Annotated in this window: 15 protein-coding genes and 2 pseudogenes; 4 read left to right on the top strand and 13 right to left on the bottom strand. The window is 58.2% G+C overall.

The window, feature by feature from the left end:
• Nucleotides 1-244: 244 nt before the first annotated feature.
• Nucleotides 245-724, bottom strand: a pseudogene (locus V7Q53_RS06125) (transposase); the annotation flags it as partial.
• Between the two features lie 252 nt (nt 725-976).
• Here V7Q53_RS06125 and V7Q53_RS06120 point away from each other — a divergent pair.
• The 4 genes and pseudogenes from V7Q53_RS06120 to V7Q53_RS06105 all read left to right on the top strand — a co-directional run.
• Complete coding sequence (locus V7Q53_RS06120; RefSeq protein ID WP_333827574.1) at nt 977-1,573, top strand: SLATT domain-containing protein; 597 nt, start codon at nt 977-979, stop codon at nt 1,571-1,573.
• Complete coding sequence (locus V7Q53_RS06115; RefSeq protein WP_333827573.1) at nt 1,570-2,919, top strand: reverse transcriptase/maturase family protein; 1,350 nt, start codon at nt 1,570-1,572, stop codon at nt 2,917-2,919. Before V7Q53_RS06120 ends, V7Q53_RS06115 begins: the two co-directional genes overlap by 4 nt.
• Nucleotides 2,920-3,775: 856 nt before the next feature.
• Nucleotides 3,776-3,982, top strand: coding sequence for an IS3 family transposase (locus tag V7Q53_RS06110; RefSeq protein ID WP_333827572.1), 207 nt, complete (start codon nt 3,776-3,778; stop codon nt 3,980-3,982).
• A gap of 59 nt (nt 3,983-4,041) precedes the next feature.
• A pseudogene (locus V7Q53_RS06105) lies at nt 4,042-4,302 on the top strand (transposase); the annotation flags it as partial.
• Between the two features lie 39 nt (nt 4,303-4,341).
• On the opposite strand, the gene V7Q53_RS06100 reads toward V7Q53_RS06105, so the two are convergent.
• Genes V7Q53_RS06100 through V7Q53_RS06045 form a run of 12 tightly spaced genes read right to left on the bottom strand, consistent with a single transcriptional unit; the run spans nt 4,342 to nt 17,253 of the window.
• Nucleotides 4,342-5,688 carry an MmgE/PrpD family protein gene (locus tag V7Q53_RS06100; protein ID WP_333827570.1) on the bottom strand — a complete coding sequence of 449 codons (1,347 nt, stop codon included), beginning with the start codon at nt 5,686-5,688 and terminating at the stop codon, nt 4,342-4,344.
• Nucleotides 5,685-7,253, bottom strand: coding sequence for a class I adenylate-forming enzyme family protein (locus V7Q53_RS06095; protein WP_333827569.1), 1,569 nt, complete (start codon nt 7,251-7,253; stop codon nt 5,685-5,687). The genes V7Q53_RS06100 and V7Q53_RS06095 overlap by 4 nt, the downstream gene beginning before the upstream one ends.
• Nucleotides 7,253-7,651: a Zn-ribbon domain-containing OB-fold protein gene (locus V7Q53_RS06090; RefSeq protein WP_333827568.1), complete on the bottom strand. Its 399-nt coding sequence runs from the start codon at nt 7,649-7,651 to the stop codon at nt 7,253-7,255. The genes V7Q53_RS06095 and V7Q53_RS06090 overlap by 1 nt, the downstream gene beginning before the upstream one ends.
• 13 nt (nt 7,652-7,664) lie before the next feature.
• Nucleotides 7,665-8,819 carry a thiolase family protein gene (locus V7Q53_RS06085; protein ID WP_333827567.1) on the bottom strand — a complete coding sequence of 385 codons (1,155 nt, stop codon included), beginning with the start codon at nt 8,817-8,819 and terminating at the stop codon, nt 7,665-7,667.
• A gap of 2 nt (nt 8,820-8,821) precedes the next feature.
• Nucleotides 8,822-9,247, bottom strand: coding sequence for a cobalamin B12-binding domain-containing protein (locus tag V7Q53_RS06080; RefSeq protein WP_333827566.1), 426 nt, complete (start codon nt 9,245-9,247; stop codon nt 8,822-8,824).
• A 12-nt stretch (nt 9,248-9,259) separates the two neighbouring features.
• Entirely contained in the window at nt 9,260-10,951 is a 1,692-nt protein-coding gene (locus tag V7Q53_RS06075) for an acyl-CoA mutase large subunit family protein (protein WP_333827565.1), read from the bottom strand.
• A 29-nt stretch (nt 10,952-10,980) separates the two neighbouring features.
• Entirely contained in the window at nt 10,981-12,264 is a 1,284-nt protein-coding gene (locus tag V7Q53_RS06070) for a TRAP transporter large permease (protein ID WP_333827564.1), read from the bottom strand.
• Nucleotides 12,261-12,875 carry a TRAP transporter small permease gene (locus V7Q53_RS06065; RefSeq protein ID WP_333827563.1) on the bottom strand — a complete coding sequence of 205 codons (615 nt, stop codon included), beginning with the start codon at nt 12,873-12,875 and terminating at the stop codon, nt 12,261-12,263. Before V7Q53_RS06065 ends, V7Q53_RS06070 begins: the two co-directional genes overlap by 4 nt.
• Entirely contained in the window at nt 12,872-13,897 is a 1,026-nt protein-coding gene (locus V7Q53_RS06060) for a TRAP transporter substrate-binding protein (protein WP_333827562.1), read from the bottom strand. Before V7Q53_RS06060 ends, V7Q53_RS06065 begins: the two co-directional genes overlap by 4 nt.
• 32 nt (nt 13,898-13,929) lie before the next feature.
• Entirely contained in the window at nt 13,930-14,949 is a 1,020-nt protein-coding gene (locus V7Q53_RS06055; protein WP_333827561.1) for a TRAP transporter substrate-binding protein, read from the bottom strand.
• Nucleotides 14,921-16,009, bottom strand: a complete 1,089-nt coding sequence (meaB, locus tag V7Q53_RS06050) for a methylmalonyl Co-A mutase-associated GTPase MeaB (protein WP_333827560.1) — start codon at nt 16,007-16,009, stop codon at nt 14,921-14,923. Before meaB ends, V7Q53_RS06055 begins: the two co-directional genes overlap by 29 nt.
• On the bottom strand, nt 16,003-17,253 hold the full coding sequence (locus V7Q53_RS06045) for an iron-containing alcohol dehydrogenase family protein (RefSeq protein WP_333827559.1): 1,251 nt from the start codon (nt 17,251-17,253) through the stop codon (nt 16,003-16,005). Before V7Q53_RS06045 ends, meaB begins: the two co-directional genes overlap by 7 nt.
• Nucleotides 17,254-17,328 lie beyond the last annotated feature (75 nt).

The following is a 17,328-nucleotide window of genomic DNA, read 5'->3' as shown; positions in this document are numbered from 1 at the left end:
TATGCTGGGCAGCGGCGTGAACTATGGCAATCTTGGCGGCTGAGCCAGAGCGGTTTCACTACCCAAAGCGGATTGGTCGCTGACGGCCGAGGCTGAGTGGAAACCGGCGGCAATACAGTGTTACGCAGGCGGACCGGCATCTCAGGCAGCTACGGTCGTCCGAGGGTCTCATCGCTTCCTACAGCGGCTCTGGGTGGCTTCTGACGTCCATGGTTTGGCCTGATGGATTTGTTGCGGACCGTGATCAGCCCTGCATGGCCCGCATCAGCCCTCTGACGCCGATCAGGGCAGCCATCCGTTTCATGTTGTAGGCCAGCACATTCAGCGCCATCTCGCTGCGGACGTTCTTCAGCCTTCGCGTCAGGAAATGGGTGCTGCCCATCCACGCCTTGATCGTGCCGAACAGGTGCTCGACCGTGCATCGGCGGAGGGTCATGAAGTCCGGGTCGCGGTCCAGACGGTCGGACAACTCGTCAACGAGGTGTTCATGTTCCCAGCGTGAGATCCGCCGTTCGTTGCCGGTCGTGCATTTGGTTCGAAGCGGGCAGGTCTTGCTTCCGTTGATACAGTATCGCCGGATCTTGATGCCGCGTTCCTCGGTCGTGTAGCGGTAGGTCAGGTCGTCGCCTGCGGGGCAGACATAGACATCGCGGTTGGCGTCGTAGACAAAGTCCGCCTTCACACACATGACCTTGGCCGCGTTGCCCGAGGTCGCGGGACGCGGCCTTCTCATGCTGCGATTGGCGAGTTCGTTCACCAGAGGCTGGTGCCGAAATAGTGGAAATGACGCTGGACAGTACGAGGGATAAATAGCACTTTGTCTGCTGTGTGCGAGGGGGCAGAGCTTCTGCCAGCTCGGAGACGGGCTAAACTTGGGAAGCGTGGCGTTGCCGGAGCTTCGGCTATCTTCTTCGGAGGAAATGATACTGTGATTTATGCCTCGCACACACATTGTATTCTAAGTTCGAGGGAGTAAATGAGCATCGAAAAAACTGAGGGGATTGGTGCAGCTGCTTGGATAACATCTAAAAGTCGCATGTATGCCGAAAAGCGACTTCGGCTATATGACTGGGTGGCGCATTTGCTTCTTAGTTGGCTTTCTCTCAGCGTCATCGCCTGGTCAGTTGTCCGGTCTTCTGTAGAAAACGGTGTTTTGATCGATCTGTATACGGCCATATTGTCGGTATTCGTTTTCGCTTTCTCCGTCATTGTCTTCGGATTTAAGTTTGGTGAGAATGCAGCGCAGCATCGGGAGTGCTATTTGAGGCTGCAAAAGCTTCTGGATTCTGGAGCTTCTCTAGATGAATTCACGCAGCAGTACCACGAAATACTCGCAGGCTACGGCAACCATGGAAGCTGGGACTATGAATCTGTAGTGCTAAGCTTAACCCTTTTGAACAAAAGGGAAGGACAGGAGCGTGCGATGCAAGGAAAAGACGGCTCAAGTATTGTTTGGTCTTGGCCTATGCTGTTAAAGCATGTGGTTTTCGGTCTAATATTCTGGCTGGCTTGCGCCGCTATATTCGTCTTGGGTCTTTACACTTTTATACTGATTTTCTTGCAAGTGTCATGACAGCTCTCCCAGGAAAACTCTTTCAGGAAACTTTTGGCCCGACGCAGCTGAAAGACATATTTAACGACTACATTGCAGATCGATCAGCTGTAGGGCGCGATGGTGTTTCTGCTAAGGTCTTTGCGTCCCGGATAGACGCCGAAATTGAAATTGTTATTCGCAAGGTGCGAAGCTGTGGCTACGAGTTTTCGTCTTTCAAGGAAAAGTTGATTTCCAAAGGAGCGTCGACCCCCCCGCGCCAAATTTCGATTCCTACCGTCCGGGACAAGCTGGTATTGAAGTTTTTAGCCGAGCTGCTGGCGAGAATTTATCCGGAACATGTGACGCGGGTCCCGCACTCTACGATCAAGCAGGTCCACACAGCCTCAAGAACTCGACCGACGACCGATAGCTATCTTCGCCTCGATATCCAAGGTTATTTTCCGTCAATCGACCACAAGATTCTTATGCGCATCCTGCGGAGAAGAGTCAGGAAGAAGGAGATATTGCATCTTATTGAGAACGCCATAAAAACGCCGACCGGCATCAAGAAGTCCTCAGGTCGCCGGAATGAGGTTGGAATTCCACAAGGTCTAAGTATATCAAATATCCTTTCGTCAATATATCTTGCTGACGTTGACAAGGAAATGATTGAGATTTCCGGCATCGAATACTTTAGGTATGTGGATGACATCTTGATACTGGGTGAGCCTACTCACATCGATGAATTGTCTAAATTTGTTCCGCGCTTGTTGAAATCAAAGCGGAAGATCAAGTGTCACCCTGTTGGGACTTCGGGAAAGAGTGCGATTATTCCAATCACGGATGGGATTGACTATTTAGGATACCATTTTCGACTGGATCGCATAGAGGTTCGGCTTGCGTCGTACAAGAAGATGTTCTCAAACGTCATGAAGATTGTGTCGGGAATGAAGTATGCAAATAATAAGGGGCCGCTAATTTGGAAGATGAATCTCAGAATTTCCGGATGTCGCTTTGTCGGAAAGAATATCGGGTGGCTATTCTTTTTCTCCCAGACGAATAATGTAAGTCAGCTATCAAGATTGGATGCGTTCGTCAGGCAGAAAGCTGGCGAGGTGCTTTCTGTCGGTGACTTGGAAAGGATAAAGACTTTTGTAAAAGCCTATCATGAAATTCGTTACAATGCAGATTCCAGCGCCTATTTCCCGAATTTTGACAATTTTGATTCGGAACAGAAAAAACATCAAATTGCGGTGTTAATGCCAAGGAAATCGAGGGCAGAGTTAGACGCGATGAACCCCGAAGATTTGGACGCGTTATTCAAGAAATGCATCAGCCGGGAAATAGCAGATCTGGAACGCGATATGATGGAAGCTTTCTCGTAGTTTATCTCATTCGTCCTCCGGGAGCTTTCGGGGCGGCTATCTGCTGCGAGTGGGCTCTGTTGCTCAGTTAGGTATCTGGAGTTGTCCCCTGAAGATCAGCCTCGGATCTTGACAGGCATGACTCGCGCGGCGTGGCTGTACGTCCGCTTCCCGCCCTCCACTTTGATGACCTGACTGAAGCTGCACCCTGTGCTATGGTCCACAATGAGGCTGCTGCTGCCCTTCGCCGCGCGGTGCCTGGGTGGCAGCTGTTGAGCGGTTAGGTGCAAGCGGGTCGGAAAAATGGTTCGGTTGGAGGTGGCAAAGCGATTATCTTAGGACGAACTGGCGTGCGTTCATGTCAACGCCATGTCAACGCGCTTATGTCATTTTGCGAATGTTTATGACGGTGGAAAGAGGCTAATGTCGTCCAATGTCAGAGGCGAAAACTCGTGAAATCAAAGGCTTGTCTGCTAAGCCATTGGTTCAGCTAAGTTATTGGAAACGCTGGAATTTTGGCTCATAACCTGAAGGTCGTAGGTTCAAATCCTACCCCCGCAACCAAAAATTCTTTAGTTATCAACGCCATGCGCCCCGCCACAAAGCGGGGCTTTTTGCTGTGCAAAGGGGTGTCCGTCACGTGTCCGGTTCCGGGCGCGAATAAACGGACGCAAAAGTAGGCGAGACGACGGCCGCAGCGTAAGCGCGACGCCAATCCCCTCCTGCCATTTCTGACCTGAAGCCAGCATTCTCCGCGTACATGTGCAGCGGAGGTGTTGGATCTGGTAGGGCTCCGGCGAGATCAAGACTCGGTCGCCGCAGCTCTGCGGGAACCGTGCCCAAAGCTGCACCAAAAATGAGTCAGAGCCACTTTTGCATGCCGATTCACGCCTTCATGAAGACGCGGAAGGTCGAGGCGGTCTATGTGACCGAATATGAGACCTTCGATGAAGTCGCGGCAGATTTGCCAAACTTCATCGACAACGTCTACAACGCCACCAGGCTGCATTCCGCGCTCGGCTATCTGAGCCTCAACCAGTTCGAAGAAAGAAACGCCGCGCCACGGTCAAAAAGAGCCGCCTGACTGGTCCAGTGCGAGGGGCGCACTCCACGCTTTTGGGGAGAATACGTCCAGCATTCAAAATCGGCGAGACGCTGAGTTACTATTACTTCCCAGACAGCCATTGGCTGAGAATCCGAACGAACAACCCACTAGGGCGCATCATGAAGGAAATCCGCCGACGCACCCGCGTGGTGGTAGCGCTTCCCGACGGGCAGAACTGCCAGAAACTGGCCGCGGCCAAGCTGCGCCAGATCGTGGGCAGCCAGTGGTCGACCCGGAAATACAAGAACATGGTCCCGCTCTACGCGGGGATGGCCTCAACCCACGGAGCCGTCGCCTGAAAAAAATGTGCGAAAGATTCTGGACACTACCGCGATTTTTCACGGGTGCACTCTTTCGGCCTTTGGGAATAACCCGTCTTGTTCTAGGAATAACTCGACCTGCGACGCTTTGTGAAGCGAGCGTACTGCTTCTGCGCACCTCTTGAATGCGCTATCTTCGCGTCCCCCCTCTTGCCAAAGGGCCTTCCCCCAATCGGCAACAGTGAGCCAGTCAAGGCGCACTTCGGCGCGCGAATCCCGGGTTTCGCCTGTCAGGATGCGGCCATTCTGCATGGTGACGATGACCTTGGCTGACAGCATCGGGCGGGTCTTGTCCGCGACGACGTCGACAACCGGCAGTAATCTGTCGCGCACGGGGTCGGTCGCGCCATGGAAATCAGGAAATTGCAACCTGCCACGCGCGATGACAGCAGAGGCGCAGAAAGGCGCGCTCATCAGCCGCTCGCCGAACGCGCGAAAGACTGGGCCCTTGTTCAGCGTCCCGGGATAGCCCATCTCGAAGGCATTCATCTCAACCTTGATCCGCGCAATCGCGGCAGGATCGACGATCTGTTCACGGACCCGCTCGGCGGCCAGAACGACAGACTGGCATATTCCGGATACCGGGTAACGCTTGATGACGCTTTCCTCCAGGGCGCGCGACGGGTCAAAATCGGCGGCGATCATGTCGAAGGAAACGCGTTCATTGAGCAGCGAGGCATGAAAGCCTGCAGGACCATCCAGCGCGTGTTCGCCACCCAGCACTCCGGCCAGCGCGAGCTCGACAGCCTTGATCCCGGTTTCTGCGGCATTGGCGACGTGAAGCTGCCATTCGTCGCTGCCATCCAGCCAGGTTTGCGTTGTGCCACCGGCGAACACTGTTGTTAGCGCCAGTGCATGGCCGGTCAGCGTGGCGTCGAGCCCCCGTGCCCTTGCCACCGCCGCAGTTGCGCCGAACGGGGCATAGTAGCCCGTGGACCGGATGCCGCGCGGCGTCGTTCGGGGCGACAGGAAGCGGGAGATACCGATCGCAACCATGTAGCCTGCTGCGATGGCCTCAAGGAACTGCTTGCCCGATAACGCGGTGTCTTCGGCCACGGCCATAAGCGCCGGGATGATGACGGTCCCGGCATGAAGATTGCCGATCGGGTCGAAATCATCCTGGGTGCGCGCGTGCATCACCGCTGCGTTGTAGAAGGCAGCGGCGCGGGCATCTGATGCTCCGCCACCCGAAAGTAGCGGATAGCGCCCGCCTGGCGAGATCGGCACTGGCAGACGGCAATATGGCACCCCGGCGACGCCCACGCTGAGATTCGCCAGCAGGCAAAGCTCGAGGCGTTCGCGCGCCATAGGCGTGAGGTCATCAAGCTTCAGGCCGGTTACAAGACGTGCAATCTCGCGGATCATTGGACCGCTTCTTCCCAGGGCAGTGCCAGTTCGGGCTTGAGCGCGGATTTTTGTATCTTGCCATTCGAATTCTTGGGCAATTCCGACACCCGATACACCCGCTTCGGCCGTTTGAAGCCAATCTCGGTCTTCACGAAATCCCGGATTTCAGCTTCTTCAACCGTCCCGTTCAGCACGACATAAGCCACGACCGCAGCGCCCCATTCCGCGTCAGCCTCGCCAACCACGGCGGCTTCGCGGACGGCTGGATGCTGATAGAGCACGTCTTCAACCTCGCGGGGGGCGATGTTGTAGCCGCCAGAGATGATCATCTCGTCAAGTCGTCCGAGAAGATACAGGAAACCCTTTTCGTCCATTCGACCCAGATCCTTGGTATGCAGCCAGCCATCGACAAGAGTCGCTTCGGTCAGGTCCGGGCGCTTCCAGTAACCGGACATCATTTGCGGCGCGCGAACCAGCACTTCTCCGGGTGTGCCGGCAGGGACTTCAACGTTGTTTGAGTCAACGATGCGCAGGTGAACCGTTGGCCAGACGGCACCGGCAGACGCTAGCCGCGCCGCGCCCTTGCCATCCAGTTCGTGATCCTCGATCGGCAGGATGCTGATGGTCACCGGGGCCTCGCTCTGGCCATAGATCTGGACAAACACAGGCCCGAACCGGTTGATCCCGTTTCGCAGCACTTCAATGGGCATCGGGCTGGCACCGTAGATGATCTGGCGCAGCATCGGTAGATCCTTGCCGGTGATCTCGCTCGATCCGTTGAGAATGCGCTGCATCATCGTCGGGACCAGCTTGATGGTTTCGATTTCAAGATCACGTGCCAGTCTGAGCGCTTCCTCGGCGTCAAACTGGGGCATGATCACCGAAATGCCGCCCTTGATGAACCACGGCAGCACGAAGAACCCTGCACCATGGCTCATCGGTTGCATCAGAAGCACTTTTTCACCGGGCGCGTGCGGGCCAACTTCCATGACCAGATTGAAACCGACCTGAAGGATCGCACGGTGACTGAGCATCACGCCCTTGGGGCGCCCGGTCGTGCCGGAGGTGTAGAAAAGGCAATAGAGATCCTCGCCATCGCAAGGGCAGACATGCGGGGCGGGATTGGCTGCGGCAAGCATGTCTTCATATCGGTCGGGCTGAGGTCGCGCCAGGGCAGCGCCCGAACCCTCCTTCGCCTGCACCATGATCCAGCGGACCGGGCGCGTGACAGCGTTCGTAACTTCGGAAATGACGGCGGAATATTTCTCATCGTAAATAAACGCCTCCGCTCCGGAATCTTCGAGCATGTAGATAACATCACGGCTGTTCGACATCGGATTGAGCGACACGCGTACCAGCCCGGCCTTCGCAAGCCCGAAGTCTGCCTCGACGCAGCGAATGGAATTCTCAAGCAATGTGGCAACACGCGCCCCTTTGGCAAGGCCGGCAGCATTTAGGGCATTTGCCAGTCGGTTCGAACGGTCGTCGATTTCGAGATAGCTTCTTGTTTCGCTACCAGAGATCGCAGCCGTTCGACTGCCGAAACGCACAACGGCGCGTCGGATCTGATCTGCCACGTTCATTACTGCGCTCCTTGCTCGTTCAGTTCATATGCAAACCCTGACACACCTGTCGGATGATCGACCTGAACATAGCGCAGCCGCTTGCCGGGGTCGAACGCTTGCGGATCACCGACCAGTGGCGCGAACAGGATCATGCCTTCATCTGTGCAGATCTGGCCGATGGCATAGGGCGCATCGAAACCACCAGCCGAAACCCGGGCAATCGAAAACTCGATCAGCGCAGCAGACTGGCCCGCGGCGACAGCTTTGATGTCCTGGGAAAAACAGTGCGCACAGATCGGTACCCGGCCTTGGGTATATCCGTTGCACGCCTCGCAGCGCGCAGCACGCAAACCGGGGCCGTTTGGTAATTCGTCTTTCAATACAAATACATGTGGATTGGTTTTTGTGTCGGTCATTGCATCAATCGGTTCAAACCGCCTCCAGAATATGGATCGCGTTAATGGCCGGGTCTTCGCCCATCCAGCCGCCTGCATTCAGCGCGATACCGCGGCGCGCGCGTTCCAACTGGCGCTGGCCGGCGTCACCGGAAATCTGCAGCGTCAACTCGCAGATCTGTGCAATGCCGGTCGCGCCGACAGGGTGACCGCGGGCATTGATGCCACCCGAAGGGTTGAAAGGCATCGTGCCGCGAAGGGCGGGGCGCTCTTCATCCACGAAACGGGCCACCTCGCCGGGAGCGCAAAAACCCAGATCGCGGTAATAGATCAGCTCGATCGGCGCGACGGCGTCATGGACCTCGGCGAAGTCGATGGCATCCGGGCCGACGCCTGCCTGCGCATAACAAGCCTCGGCGGCGCGCTTGGCGGTAGAGCGATTGCCCTGCCGCGCACGAACAGGCGACGAGGCCAGGGCACTGCCGGCGATCCGGACGTTTCGTTGGCCGGGCTCTGCCGCGATCACGCATGCCGCCGCACCATCGGAAATGGCACTGCACATGTATAGCCGTACCGGATCGGCGATCATGCGCGATGCCCCCACCTCCTGCGGGGTCATCGGCATCTGGAATTGTGCATTTGGATTGAGCGCGCCGTTGTTGTGGCTTTTCGATGCGATCCAATTCAGCGCCTCTTCACCGACACCCTCTTCCTGCATCACTTTCTTCACGCGAATAGCATCGACTGCCGCGAACTGCATGCCGATCCCCTGCGTGAATTCGATATCCGATGAAGTGGCAAGCGCGGCAATCGCGCGTGCGGTATCGCCGCTATACATTTTCTCGGCACCGACCACGAGAACACGGCGAAATTGTCCGCTGCGCACTGCCATCGTCGCCAGATAGACCGCCGTTCCGCCCCCCGCACAGGCATTCTCGATATTGACGATGGGGATGCCGCCGATGCCTAGGGTGCGCATCCATGTCTCGCCCCGCACCGATTCCTGCCCGTTGAGCAGCCCGGCATAGGCGTTCGAGCAGAAAACAGCGTCGATGCCATCAGGGTCAAGACCCGCATCATTGAGGGCGGCCAATGCGGCATGGCCCGCAATTTCCTTCAAGGTCTTGTCGGGGAACCGCCCGAAGGGGTGGAAACCCACGCCGGTCACAAATGCGTCGTTCAAAGGCATTGTTATGTGTAGCTCCGTTCTGGTGCGTTCGAGCGAGCGAACGCGATTATTTCCGCAAGCGAGGCTCCGGGGCCAAAGACACCGTTGACACCCATATCGGACAGTTCCTGGCGCGCGTCTGGTGTAACGATTCCGCCGACGATCAGCAGAACATCGTCGAGTTCCCGTTTCTCCAGTGCCTCAGATACACGGCGTGTCAGAGGCACGACGGCTCCAGACAGGATTGAAAGTCCCAGGATATCGGCGTCTTCCTGAAGCACGATGTCGGCGATTTCGTCCGGAGTGCGCCGGAGCCCGGCGTAGATCACTTCCATCCCGGCATCGCGAAATGCCTGCGCAATCACCTTGACACCGCGATCATGTCCGTCGAGGCCGACCTTGGTCATCACGACGCGGAGGGGGCGTTTGGTCTGTGTTGCTGTTTGCATTGGTTGATCCCTTCAGAACCGCTCGGACTGGGGCTGATACTCGCCGAAGACATCGCGCCAGACCTGCCCGATCTCCCCGACCGTGGCGCGCGCGCGCACCGCCTCGATCATCGCGGGCATGACATTGGCGCCGGACTTGCAATCCTCGCGGAGGCGTTCGAGCGTTTTATGCAATTTCGTGTTGTCACGTCGCTCGCGCAGGGCCCTGAGCTTGGCAAGCTGATGGGCACCGGCATTCGGGTTGACCTTGAAGGTCTGCTCCGGTGGTGGATCGTCGGATTTGAAGGCGTTGACGCCAACGATGATTTGCTCACCCGATTCCACCCGGCACTGTTCACGGTAGGCCCCGATGGCCAGTTGCCGCTGGAACCAGCTTGCCTTGGTCGCCGCCAGTGCCCCGCCCATTCCGTCAACCTCGGCGATGATTTCCCAGATCCGAGTCTCGAATTCCTTGGTCAACGCTTCGACGTAATAAGAGCCGCCAAGGGGATCGACCGTATCGGGAATGCCTGTCTCATGGCCGATGATCTGATTGATCCTGATCGACGTCCGCGCCGCCATTTCGGTCGGAATACCGAGCGCCTCATCGAACGAGGCCGTGCGCGTCTGCTCGCACCCACCGACTATCTGCGCCAACGCCTGCAAGGTGATGCGCGAAATGTTGTTGAGGGTCTGCTGTGCCGTCAGCGGTCGGCCCGATGTTGCGGCATGAAGCCGGAACATTTGCGCCTTGCGCGTGGTCCCCCCAAAGCGTTCGCGGACAAGCTTTGTCCAGACCTTGCGAACGGCGCGATACTTCGAAACTTCTTCAAAGAAGTCCATTTCGGTGCAGAAGTGCAATTCGATGCGGTCACCGAAATCGTCGATCTTCATGCCCTTCGCCAGGCAGGTCTCGACATAGGCGATCCCGTTGCAGATGGTGAAGGCAGCCTCTTGAACGGTAGAGCCGCCCGCCTGCTTCATATGAGAGCCGGAAATACTGATCGGTAGCCACTCGGGCACATTTTCGACGACATATTGAAGCATGTCGGTCGCCAGTTTCACCGAGGCCTCGATGGGCAGGAACTGGGTTCCGCGCGCGATGTATTCCTTGATCGGATCATTCTGCACCTGAAGAGTGAAACACCCAGGGTCGGTCTTGCGCTCTTTGGCGAGGGCAAGGAACCACGCCGCAGCCAGCGGACCGATGCAGTTGCCGGTTGTGAATACATGCCCGGCCTTGTCCAGCGGGATACCGTCGAACATGATCTCGATATCGTCGAGAGACATCAGCGACACGCCGATCTGGCCGATCTCATCGGCGGCAAGCGGGTGGTCGGGGTCCAACCCTATCTGTGTCGGCAGATCGAGCGCGATCGAAACGCCACCTGTCGATCCGTTCTCAAGCAGATAACGGTAGCGCTTGTTCGCGTCTTCCGCCGAACCGAAGCCTGCGTACATTTCAATCTCCCACAGGCGTTTGCGATAGCCGCCAGGGGTGAAGCCGCGGGTCCACGGCTCTTCGCCGGGGTAACCGACATCCATGTCGTAGCTCCAGCCCAGTTGTTCCAGATCATGCGGCGCATAGACCGCCTTGATCGGAATTCCGCTGGAGGTTTCAAACTTCGGCTTGCGCAAATCAGCGAGGGCGGTCGCATGTCGGACTTCCCATTCCTCGCGCGGATTGGCGGCTTCGGTGGTGCGGGTTTCAGGTTTGGCAGTCATTTCAGTCAACTCCGATAAGGCCGTTCCCCCTACATGTGCGAGGGAAGCCACAGGATGATCTGCGGGAACAGACAAAGGATCAGGATTGCGATGAGGTGCGTCGCCACATGCGGCCAAACACCCCGGAATACCGTTCCGATCGGTCGGTTGGCGGTTTTGGCGACAATGAACGAGATGATTCCGAAGGGTGGCGTGACGAGGCCGATCTCGACGACGATAATCATGATGACGCCAAAAAAGATCGGATCGTAACCAAGCGACACCATCATCGGCAGAATGATCGGCACGGTCAGGATGATGATCGCCAACGAGTCCATGAACGCGCCGAGGATCAGATAGACAAGAATGACTATCGCCAGGATCACCCACGGTTGAACATTCAGACCGCCGACAAAACCGATCAGCAACTGGGTCATCTGAGTCACGGTGATGAAATAGCCGAATATCTTCGCACCAAGGATGATGGCCAGGATCATCACGCTGGTCGAAGCGGTCCGAACCAGCGCCGACCAGAAGGTCACCCAGGTCATGCGCCCGAACATGAGCGCCACCAGTAGCGCACCGGCCGCACCAAGGCCCGAAGCCTCGGTCGGTGTGGCCACGCCAAGGTAGATAAGGCCCATCACCGTCACGATCAGTCCGACCATCGGCCCGGCGATCTTGAGTGAAACAAGCTTCGCTTTCCAGGTCGTGGCCTCGCCCTTGGGTGCAAGGCTGGGATCGCGCCAGACCAGAAACATGACGGTCAGAACGATCGTCAGAGCAACTACCAGCGAAGGCAGGATCGTGGCAACCAGCAGTTTGCCGATGCTGGCTTCAGCGATGATGGCATAGATCAGCACCAGGATCGAAGGCGGGATCAGCATCGCCAACGTTCCTGAAATCGCCACGACGCCGCTGGAGAATGATTTTTCATAACCGCGCTTGTCCATCGCAGGCAATGTCACCGACGACAGTGTTGCGGCAGCGGCAGCGCTGGAGCCGCAAACGGCACCAAAAATCGCGCCGACTAGGGCCGTGCCGATCGCAAGACCGCCGCGCACCCGGCCCATCCATATCGTCGCGGATTTGAACAGATCTTCAGCGATCCCGGCGATGACGATGAAGTTGGCCATCAGGATGAACATAGGGATCGTGATCAGTTCGTAAGATGATACCGCAGAAAGCGGCGCGGTGTTCAGAATACCCATCGCAAGGGTCGTTCCGCCGACCATGTAGAGGCCCACAATGCCCACCGAAAGCAGCACGAAGGCAACCGGGATACCCAGAAGCAGTAGAACGAACAGCAGGGTTACTGCGACGAAAACGGTCATATCGCATGCCCTTCGACTTCATCCGGATTCTCGGTGCGCCCATCGGACTCGCCGGATACAGTCTCAGACCGCAGCGCAAGCGCGCTGGCCAGCGAGACGGCATCCTGAAGTGCGCGAAGGATCAGTAGCGCAGTTCCCATCACCAGCAGGGCGTAGGGGATCCAGGTGGGCCAGAGTATGCTGCCGGAAATGACGGTATTGTTGGTGAATCGCCGAACCGCCTGAAAATAGGCCAGCCAGGCAATCGGTGCGAGCGAGGAGGCAATCATGATCGACGCCAGAAGGCGCACCAACCGACGCGCAACAACACCGAACTGAAGATAGAAAAGGTCAACCGCGATATGCCCGTCGCGCCGAAACGTATCGGCCAGCGCCAGCAGGATCACCATGGGCATCAGATAGAGTCGGATGAAGTCATACGACCACGGCAGCGGACGGCTGAACATGTATCGCCCGGCAACATCGAACACCAGAATCACCATCATGGCCAGCACTGCGATCGCGCTGACGGATATCAGGCCGCGTTCCAGGGCGCTGATTGCGCGGTTGAGAGCGGCAAGAAGCCGCCCCCAACCGTTCTGACCCGCCGGATTATCAGCGTTATTGGTCACTGGGCCGCTTCCAGCGCAGCGTGGAAGGCGGCAAGAACCTCTGAACCCGGACGCCCCCGATCATCCAGCGATTGCGCCCACTGGCGGCCGATTTCATCGAACATGGCAGTCATTTCGGCCTGCTCGTCGTCGGGGAACTGAACAATAGTCACACCGTTGGCGCGCCAGGTTTCGACGGCTGTGGCGACATCGTTCTCGATGGTCCGGCAAGCTGACATGCTGACATCGCGCCCAGCTTGAACCATGATCTCCTGCACTTCCGGCAAGAAGGACTGGAAGCGCTCTTCGCTGATCGACCACGTGAGCGCGGCACTGCCGAAGTTCGCCCCGTCGGTGGCATAGCGAATCATGTCGGTCATGCCGTAGGCCGCCACCGAAACCGACGCCAGGATTGCGCCGTCAATGGTGCCGCGGCTGATGGCCTCGGCGGTTTCCGGTGCGGTGATCATCACCGGAACGATACCCAAAGCGCTGGCTGTAAGATCTTGCGCGCCACCCGCCGAGCGCAGTTTCAGCCCCTCAAGGTCACGGATCGAAGCGATCGGGCGCGAGGCGGTGAAAACCTGGAAGGGTGGCTGCACCACCGCCATGAGAACCCTGACGCCGTTGGGTACATATTCCTCACGCGCCAGAATGCCGTCGCCAGTCGCCAGATTCAGGAACGCCTCTACCCCTTCGCACGAGGTAAAGGGCCCGCCGGGCAGGTCATAGATGCCCGACATCGGCAAGGCATCAGTCGTATAGATCGGCACCACGAAAGCGATATCGGCAACGCCGGTCTGCGCAAGACTCAGCATGTCGCGAGCACTGCCCAGTTGCTGTGCCGGGTAGTGTTCGAATGTGACCTCGCCATTGGTGGCTGCGATAACGGCCTCCATCCAGGGCAACGCAACCTCGCGCGTGAACAGGTGTGTCGCCGGAAGCGAGTCAGCGAAGCGAAGCGTTTCCTGCGCCAGAACGGCCTGCGTTGCGCCAAGGCCTATGGATGCAATCAGCGTCGTCTTGAGAATCGGATTTTTCATCTTTCTCTCCTGAACTGTCGATGGAGGTTGCATCAGTCTGCAAGTGCCGCGCGGAAGGCTTCCAGAACCTCGGTGCCGGGGCGCCCACGCTCGTTGAGGGATTGCGCCCATGTCTCGCCAATCTGGCCAGTGCTTGCAGCAAATGTGGCTGCATCATCTCCGGTCAGCTCGACGATCTGGACACCTGCCTCGCGCAAGGTTTCATACTGGGTGTCCACGGCTGCATCGGCGGCTTCGCACCCGTTCTGGGTTGCTATTCGTCCGGCCTCGGTCATGGCCTCCTGAACTTCAGGCGACAGACTATCCCAGTTGCTGTTGCTGATCATATAGGTCACGACCGCGCCACCAAAACTTTCGCCGTAGGTGCCCGAACGGATATAGGGAACCAGGTCATAGGAAAGCACCGTTGCTACACCCAGCAGGCCGCCATCAATCGTGCCGCGCGACATGGCTTCATTGATCTCGGGGGCGGAAATACGGATCGGAATCGCCCTCATGCTTTCGATCGTCAGATCGGTCACAAGCCCCAGCGTGCGCAGCTTCTGGCCTTCATAGCTTGCCAGGTTTTCAAAGGGCCGGGTGGAAAAGGCCTGGAACGGCGCAAATGTATGCACGATAAGGACACGCACATCATTCGCTCCGAATTCTTCGCGCGCAAGGATGCCGTCCCCGGTCATCAGATCGTACATGGCCAGCGTACCTTGGCATGACGAACCATAGGCACCCGGCAGTTCCGACACCGCCGAAAGCGGCAGGATGTCCGAAACATAGGACGGCACGACAAGGCCGATATCCACCACACCCTGCTGCGTCAGGGACAACAGATCGGCACCTGAGCCAAGTTGCTGCGCCGGATAGTATTCAAAGCCGATCTGATCGCCGACCCGGCGTTCCATTTCCTCCATGAACACACGGATCGTGCTGTTGGGTACGGGATGCGTGGTCGGATAGACATCCGCCACCCGCATGGTGATATCCTGTGCGATGGCCGCTTGTGCCGCGACAACCGCAACAAGGCTGGTGCTAAGTGCGAGTACCGTTTTGAGTTTCATGACGTCCTCCCGTTGAGACTTCTGAATTCTGCTCCCTTATTCCAGCGCGGGCGGCCTCCTCTGCCGCTCGAAGTGGTGACAGGGAACCCTCCGCAACTGCGCCGCGGATCGTGTCGAGGATGTCGCCATTGCGTTCGGCGAAAACCCTGAACAATGCGTCGCGCATTCCTTCTTCAAACCGCTCGATTCTTCTTTGCCCTCTCCAGGCCAGCAGTTTCCGACTGGCTTCCAGAAACCCGCGGTGTTGGCTGATCAGATCGACAAGCTCGTGAACGCCCTCACCGCCCAATGCGGAAATCTTGCGCACGGGTGGGTGCCATGCCGTCTGAACGCCATCGGAGTCGGTGTTGACACCCTCTTTCAAGCCATGCGCGCGGGTAGCTTCGGCCAGTGACAGGCGCAGCGTCAGGGCAGTGGCCGTTGCGCCCGTCGGATCGGCATCGGCCTTGTTAACGATGACCATGTCGGCAACTTCCAGGATACCCGATTTCATCGCCTGAATCTCGTCACCAAGCCCGGGCGCGGTCAGCAGAAGCGTGGTATGCGCCAGCTTCGTGACGGATATTTCGGACTGGCCGGTGCCAACCGTTTCGATCAGGATTAATTTATAGCCGGCCCCGTCGAGCAGCTCGACCACGTCAAAAAGGGCACGGGCGAGGCCGCTGTTGCTGCCCCGGCTGCCAAGGCTGCGAAAGAAGATATCGGTTTCACCGAGAGCGGTGTCACGGATGCGGTCACCGAGGATTGCGCCACCCGTCAGAGGGCTTGATGGATCAACCGCAAGAATGGCAACCGGCACGCCCCTGCTGGCCCATGCGCGCGCAAGGGCCGGAACCAGCGTGCTTTTGCCAGAGCCGGGAACCCCGGTGACGCCAACGACCAGCGCGTTCCCCGAGCGGGCGCTCATGACATTGAGCAAGGGTTGCACAGACGGATCACCATTTTCGATCCGTGAGATGCAGCGCGAAATCGTGCGGACATGCCGTGCGCTGACGCGCGCTGCCAGATCCACCTGGTCTTCCGGCCTCGAAGCCTGGGTGATGCGGGCGTCCTTCACCATGCGGCCTCGATAATGGCGGCGATATCGTCTGCAGGCGGGGCGGGGCGCGGATTGAAATAGGCGCCGCGGTCGGACAGTGTCATGCGCGCTATCGCGCCAATCTTGTTGCGATCAAACCCCAGGTCGCGCAACCGCGTCGCAACGCCGATCCGATTTTGCAGGTCGACCACAAGGTCAATTGCTGCAAGGGCGCTTTGCGCTTCTGGTTTGCCGCGCACATCGGCCCCCATCGACTCGGCCAGAAGCGCCAGTTCGGGGCCGGCAACGCTTGCATTGTAGCGCATGACGTGCGGCAACATGATCGCGTTTGCCTCACCATGCCCGAGCCCGCCATGGCTGCCGAGCCCATGGCAGATGGCGTGATGCAGACCGACCCTGGCATTAGCGATGACATGGCCGGAAAGATGCGCGCCGGCCATCACTGCCATTCGATATCTGTCCACGGCTGGTTCGGCGATCATCGCAGGCAAGGCGTGGGAAAGCCCGCGCGCCGCGTGCAATGCAAGTGCCGACGACACCGGATTGCGAACACGGGAGTAAAGCCCCTCGACACAATGCGCGAAAGCGTTCATCCCGGTTGACGTAAGCACCCCTGCCGGGGTCTCGCGATAGGCTTCAGGGTCCAGGATGATGATCCGCGGCACCACATTGACGTCCCAGAAAACCAGCTTGTGGCCATCACGCGCACGTATTCCCAACCCGGGCGTGACTTCCGCGGCAGAGGCGGTGGTGGGAATGACCAGAAGCGGTAGTTTGGGCTTGGCCAGGATTTTCTGGTCATAGCGGTCTGGCGGAAAAAAGATGTTGGCATGATCGGCGATATCGCCACCTTCGGCCAGAACGATCAGGATTGCCTTTGCGGTATCCGATACGCTGCCCCCGCCAAGTGCGACCACACCGTCAATCGCAGCCTCGCGCGCCAGTTGGACGCCATTCGCCACAATCTCTTCGCCCGAATGCGGAGGTATCGACGCAAGCCGCGCAGCGAACCGTTCACCGAGGAAATCCCTCACAGCCGACCCGGCCTTGCTGGCAGCCACACTGGGACTGGAGAGGAACAGGATCCGCTTCATTCCCAAGGACTGACATTGATCGCCAAGCAAGCGCAGCTGGTCTTCACCTTGCAAGACCCGCGTCGCGGCACCTTGCCAGACGAAGGGCATTGCGAACGCCGTCAATGCGTCGGCCCCAGATCCAGGAACCGCAGCCTCGCTTGGCCGCTTTGCATGACGTCCATCTTCCATTCTGGTCTCCCCCCGCCCGGTTACTTCGGGCAACGCCGACTCACGGAGTCGTCGCATGTCTTGCAGTAGAACATC

The organism is Pararhodobacter sp. (assembly GCF_036802785.1).
Taxonomy (GTDB): Bacteria; Pseudomonadota; Alphaproteobacteria; order Rhodobacterales; family Rhodobacteraceae; genus Pararhodobacter.
This window is presented reverse-complemented; position numbering and strand designations above follow the sequence as displayed.

Coding starts and splice junctions, on each gene's coding strand:
- V7Q53_RS06075 (WP_333827565.1), bottom strand. CDS start 10,951: ATGACTGCCAAACCTGAAACCCGCACCACCGAAGCCGCCAATCCGCGC.
- V7Q53_RS06045 (WP_333827559.1), bottom strand. CDS start 17,253: ATGGAAGATGGACGTCATGCAAAGCGGCCAAGCGAGGCTGCGGTTCCT.
- V7Q53_RS06120 (WP_333827574.1), top strand. CDS start 977: ATGAGCATCGAAAAAACTGAGGGGATTGGTGCAGCTGCTTGGATAACA.
- meaB (WP_333827560.1), bottom strand. CDS start 16,009: ATGGTGAAGGACGCCCGCATCACCCAGGCTTCGAGGCCGGAAGACCAG.
- V7Q53_RS06115 (WP_333827573.1), top strand. CDS start 1,570: ATGACAGCTCTCCCAGGAAAACTCTTTCAGGAAACTTTTGGCCCGACG.
- V7Q53_RS06060 (WP_333827562.1), bottom strand. CDS start 13,897: ATGAAAAATCCGATTCTCAAGACGACGCTGATTGCATCCATAGGCCTT.
- V7Q53_RS06100 (WP_333827570.1), bottom strand. CDS start 5,688: ATGATCCGCGAGATTGCACGTCTTGTAACCGGCCTGAAGCTTGATGAC.
- V7Q53_RS06055 (WP_333827561.1), bottom strand. CDS start 14,949: ATGAAACTCAAAACGGTACTCGCACTTAGCACCAGCCTTGTTGCGGTT.
- V7Q53_RS06095 (WP_333827569.1), bottom strand. CDS start 7,253: ATGAACGTGGCAGATCAGATCCGACGCGCCGTTGTGCGTTTCGGCAGT.
- V7Q53_RS06085 (WP_333827567.1), bottom strand. CDS start 8,819: ATGCCTTTGAACGACGCATTTGTGACCGGCGTGGGTTTCCACCCCTTC.
- V7Q53_RS06110 (WP_333827572.1), top strand. CDS start 3,776: ATGCCGATTCACGCCTTCATGAAGACGCGGAAGGTCGAGGCGGTCTAT.
- V7Q53_RS06070 (WP_333827564.1), bottom strand. CDS start 12,264: ATGACCGTTTTCGTCGCAGTAACCCTGCTGTTCGTTCTACTGCTTCTG.
- V7Q53_RS06080 (WP_333827566.1), bottom strand. CDS start 9,247: ATGCAAACAGCAACACAGACCAAACGCCCCCTCCGCGTCGTGATGACC.
- V7Q53_RS06090 (WP_333827568.1), bottom strand. CDS start 7,651: ATGACCGACACAAAAACCAATCCACATGTATTTGTATTGAAAGACGAA.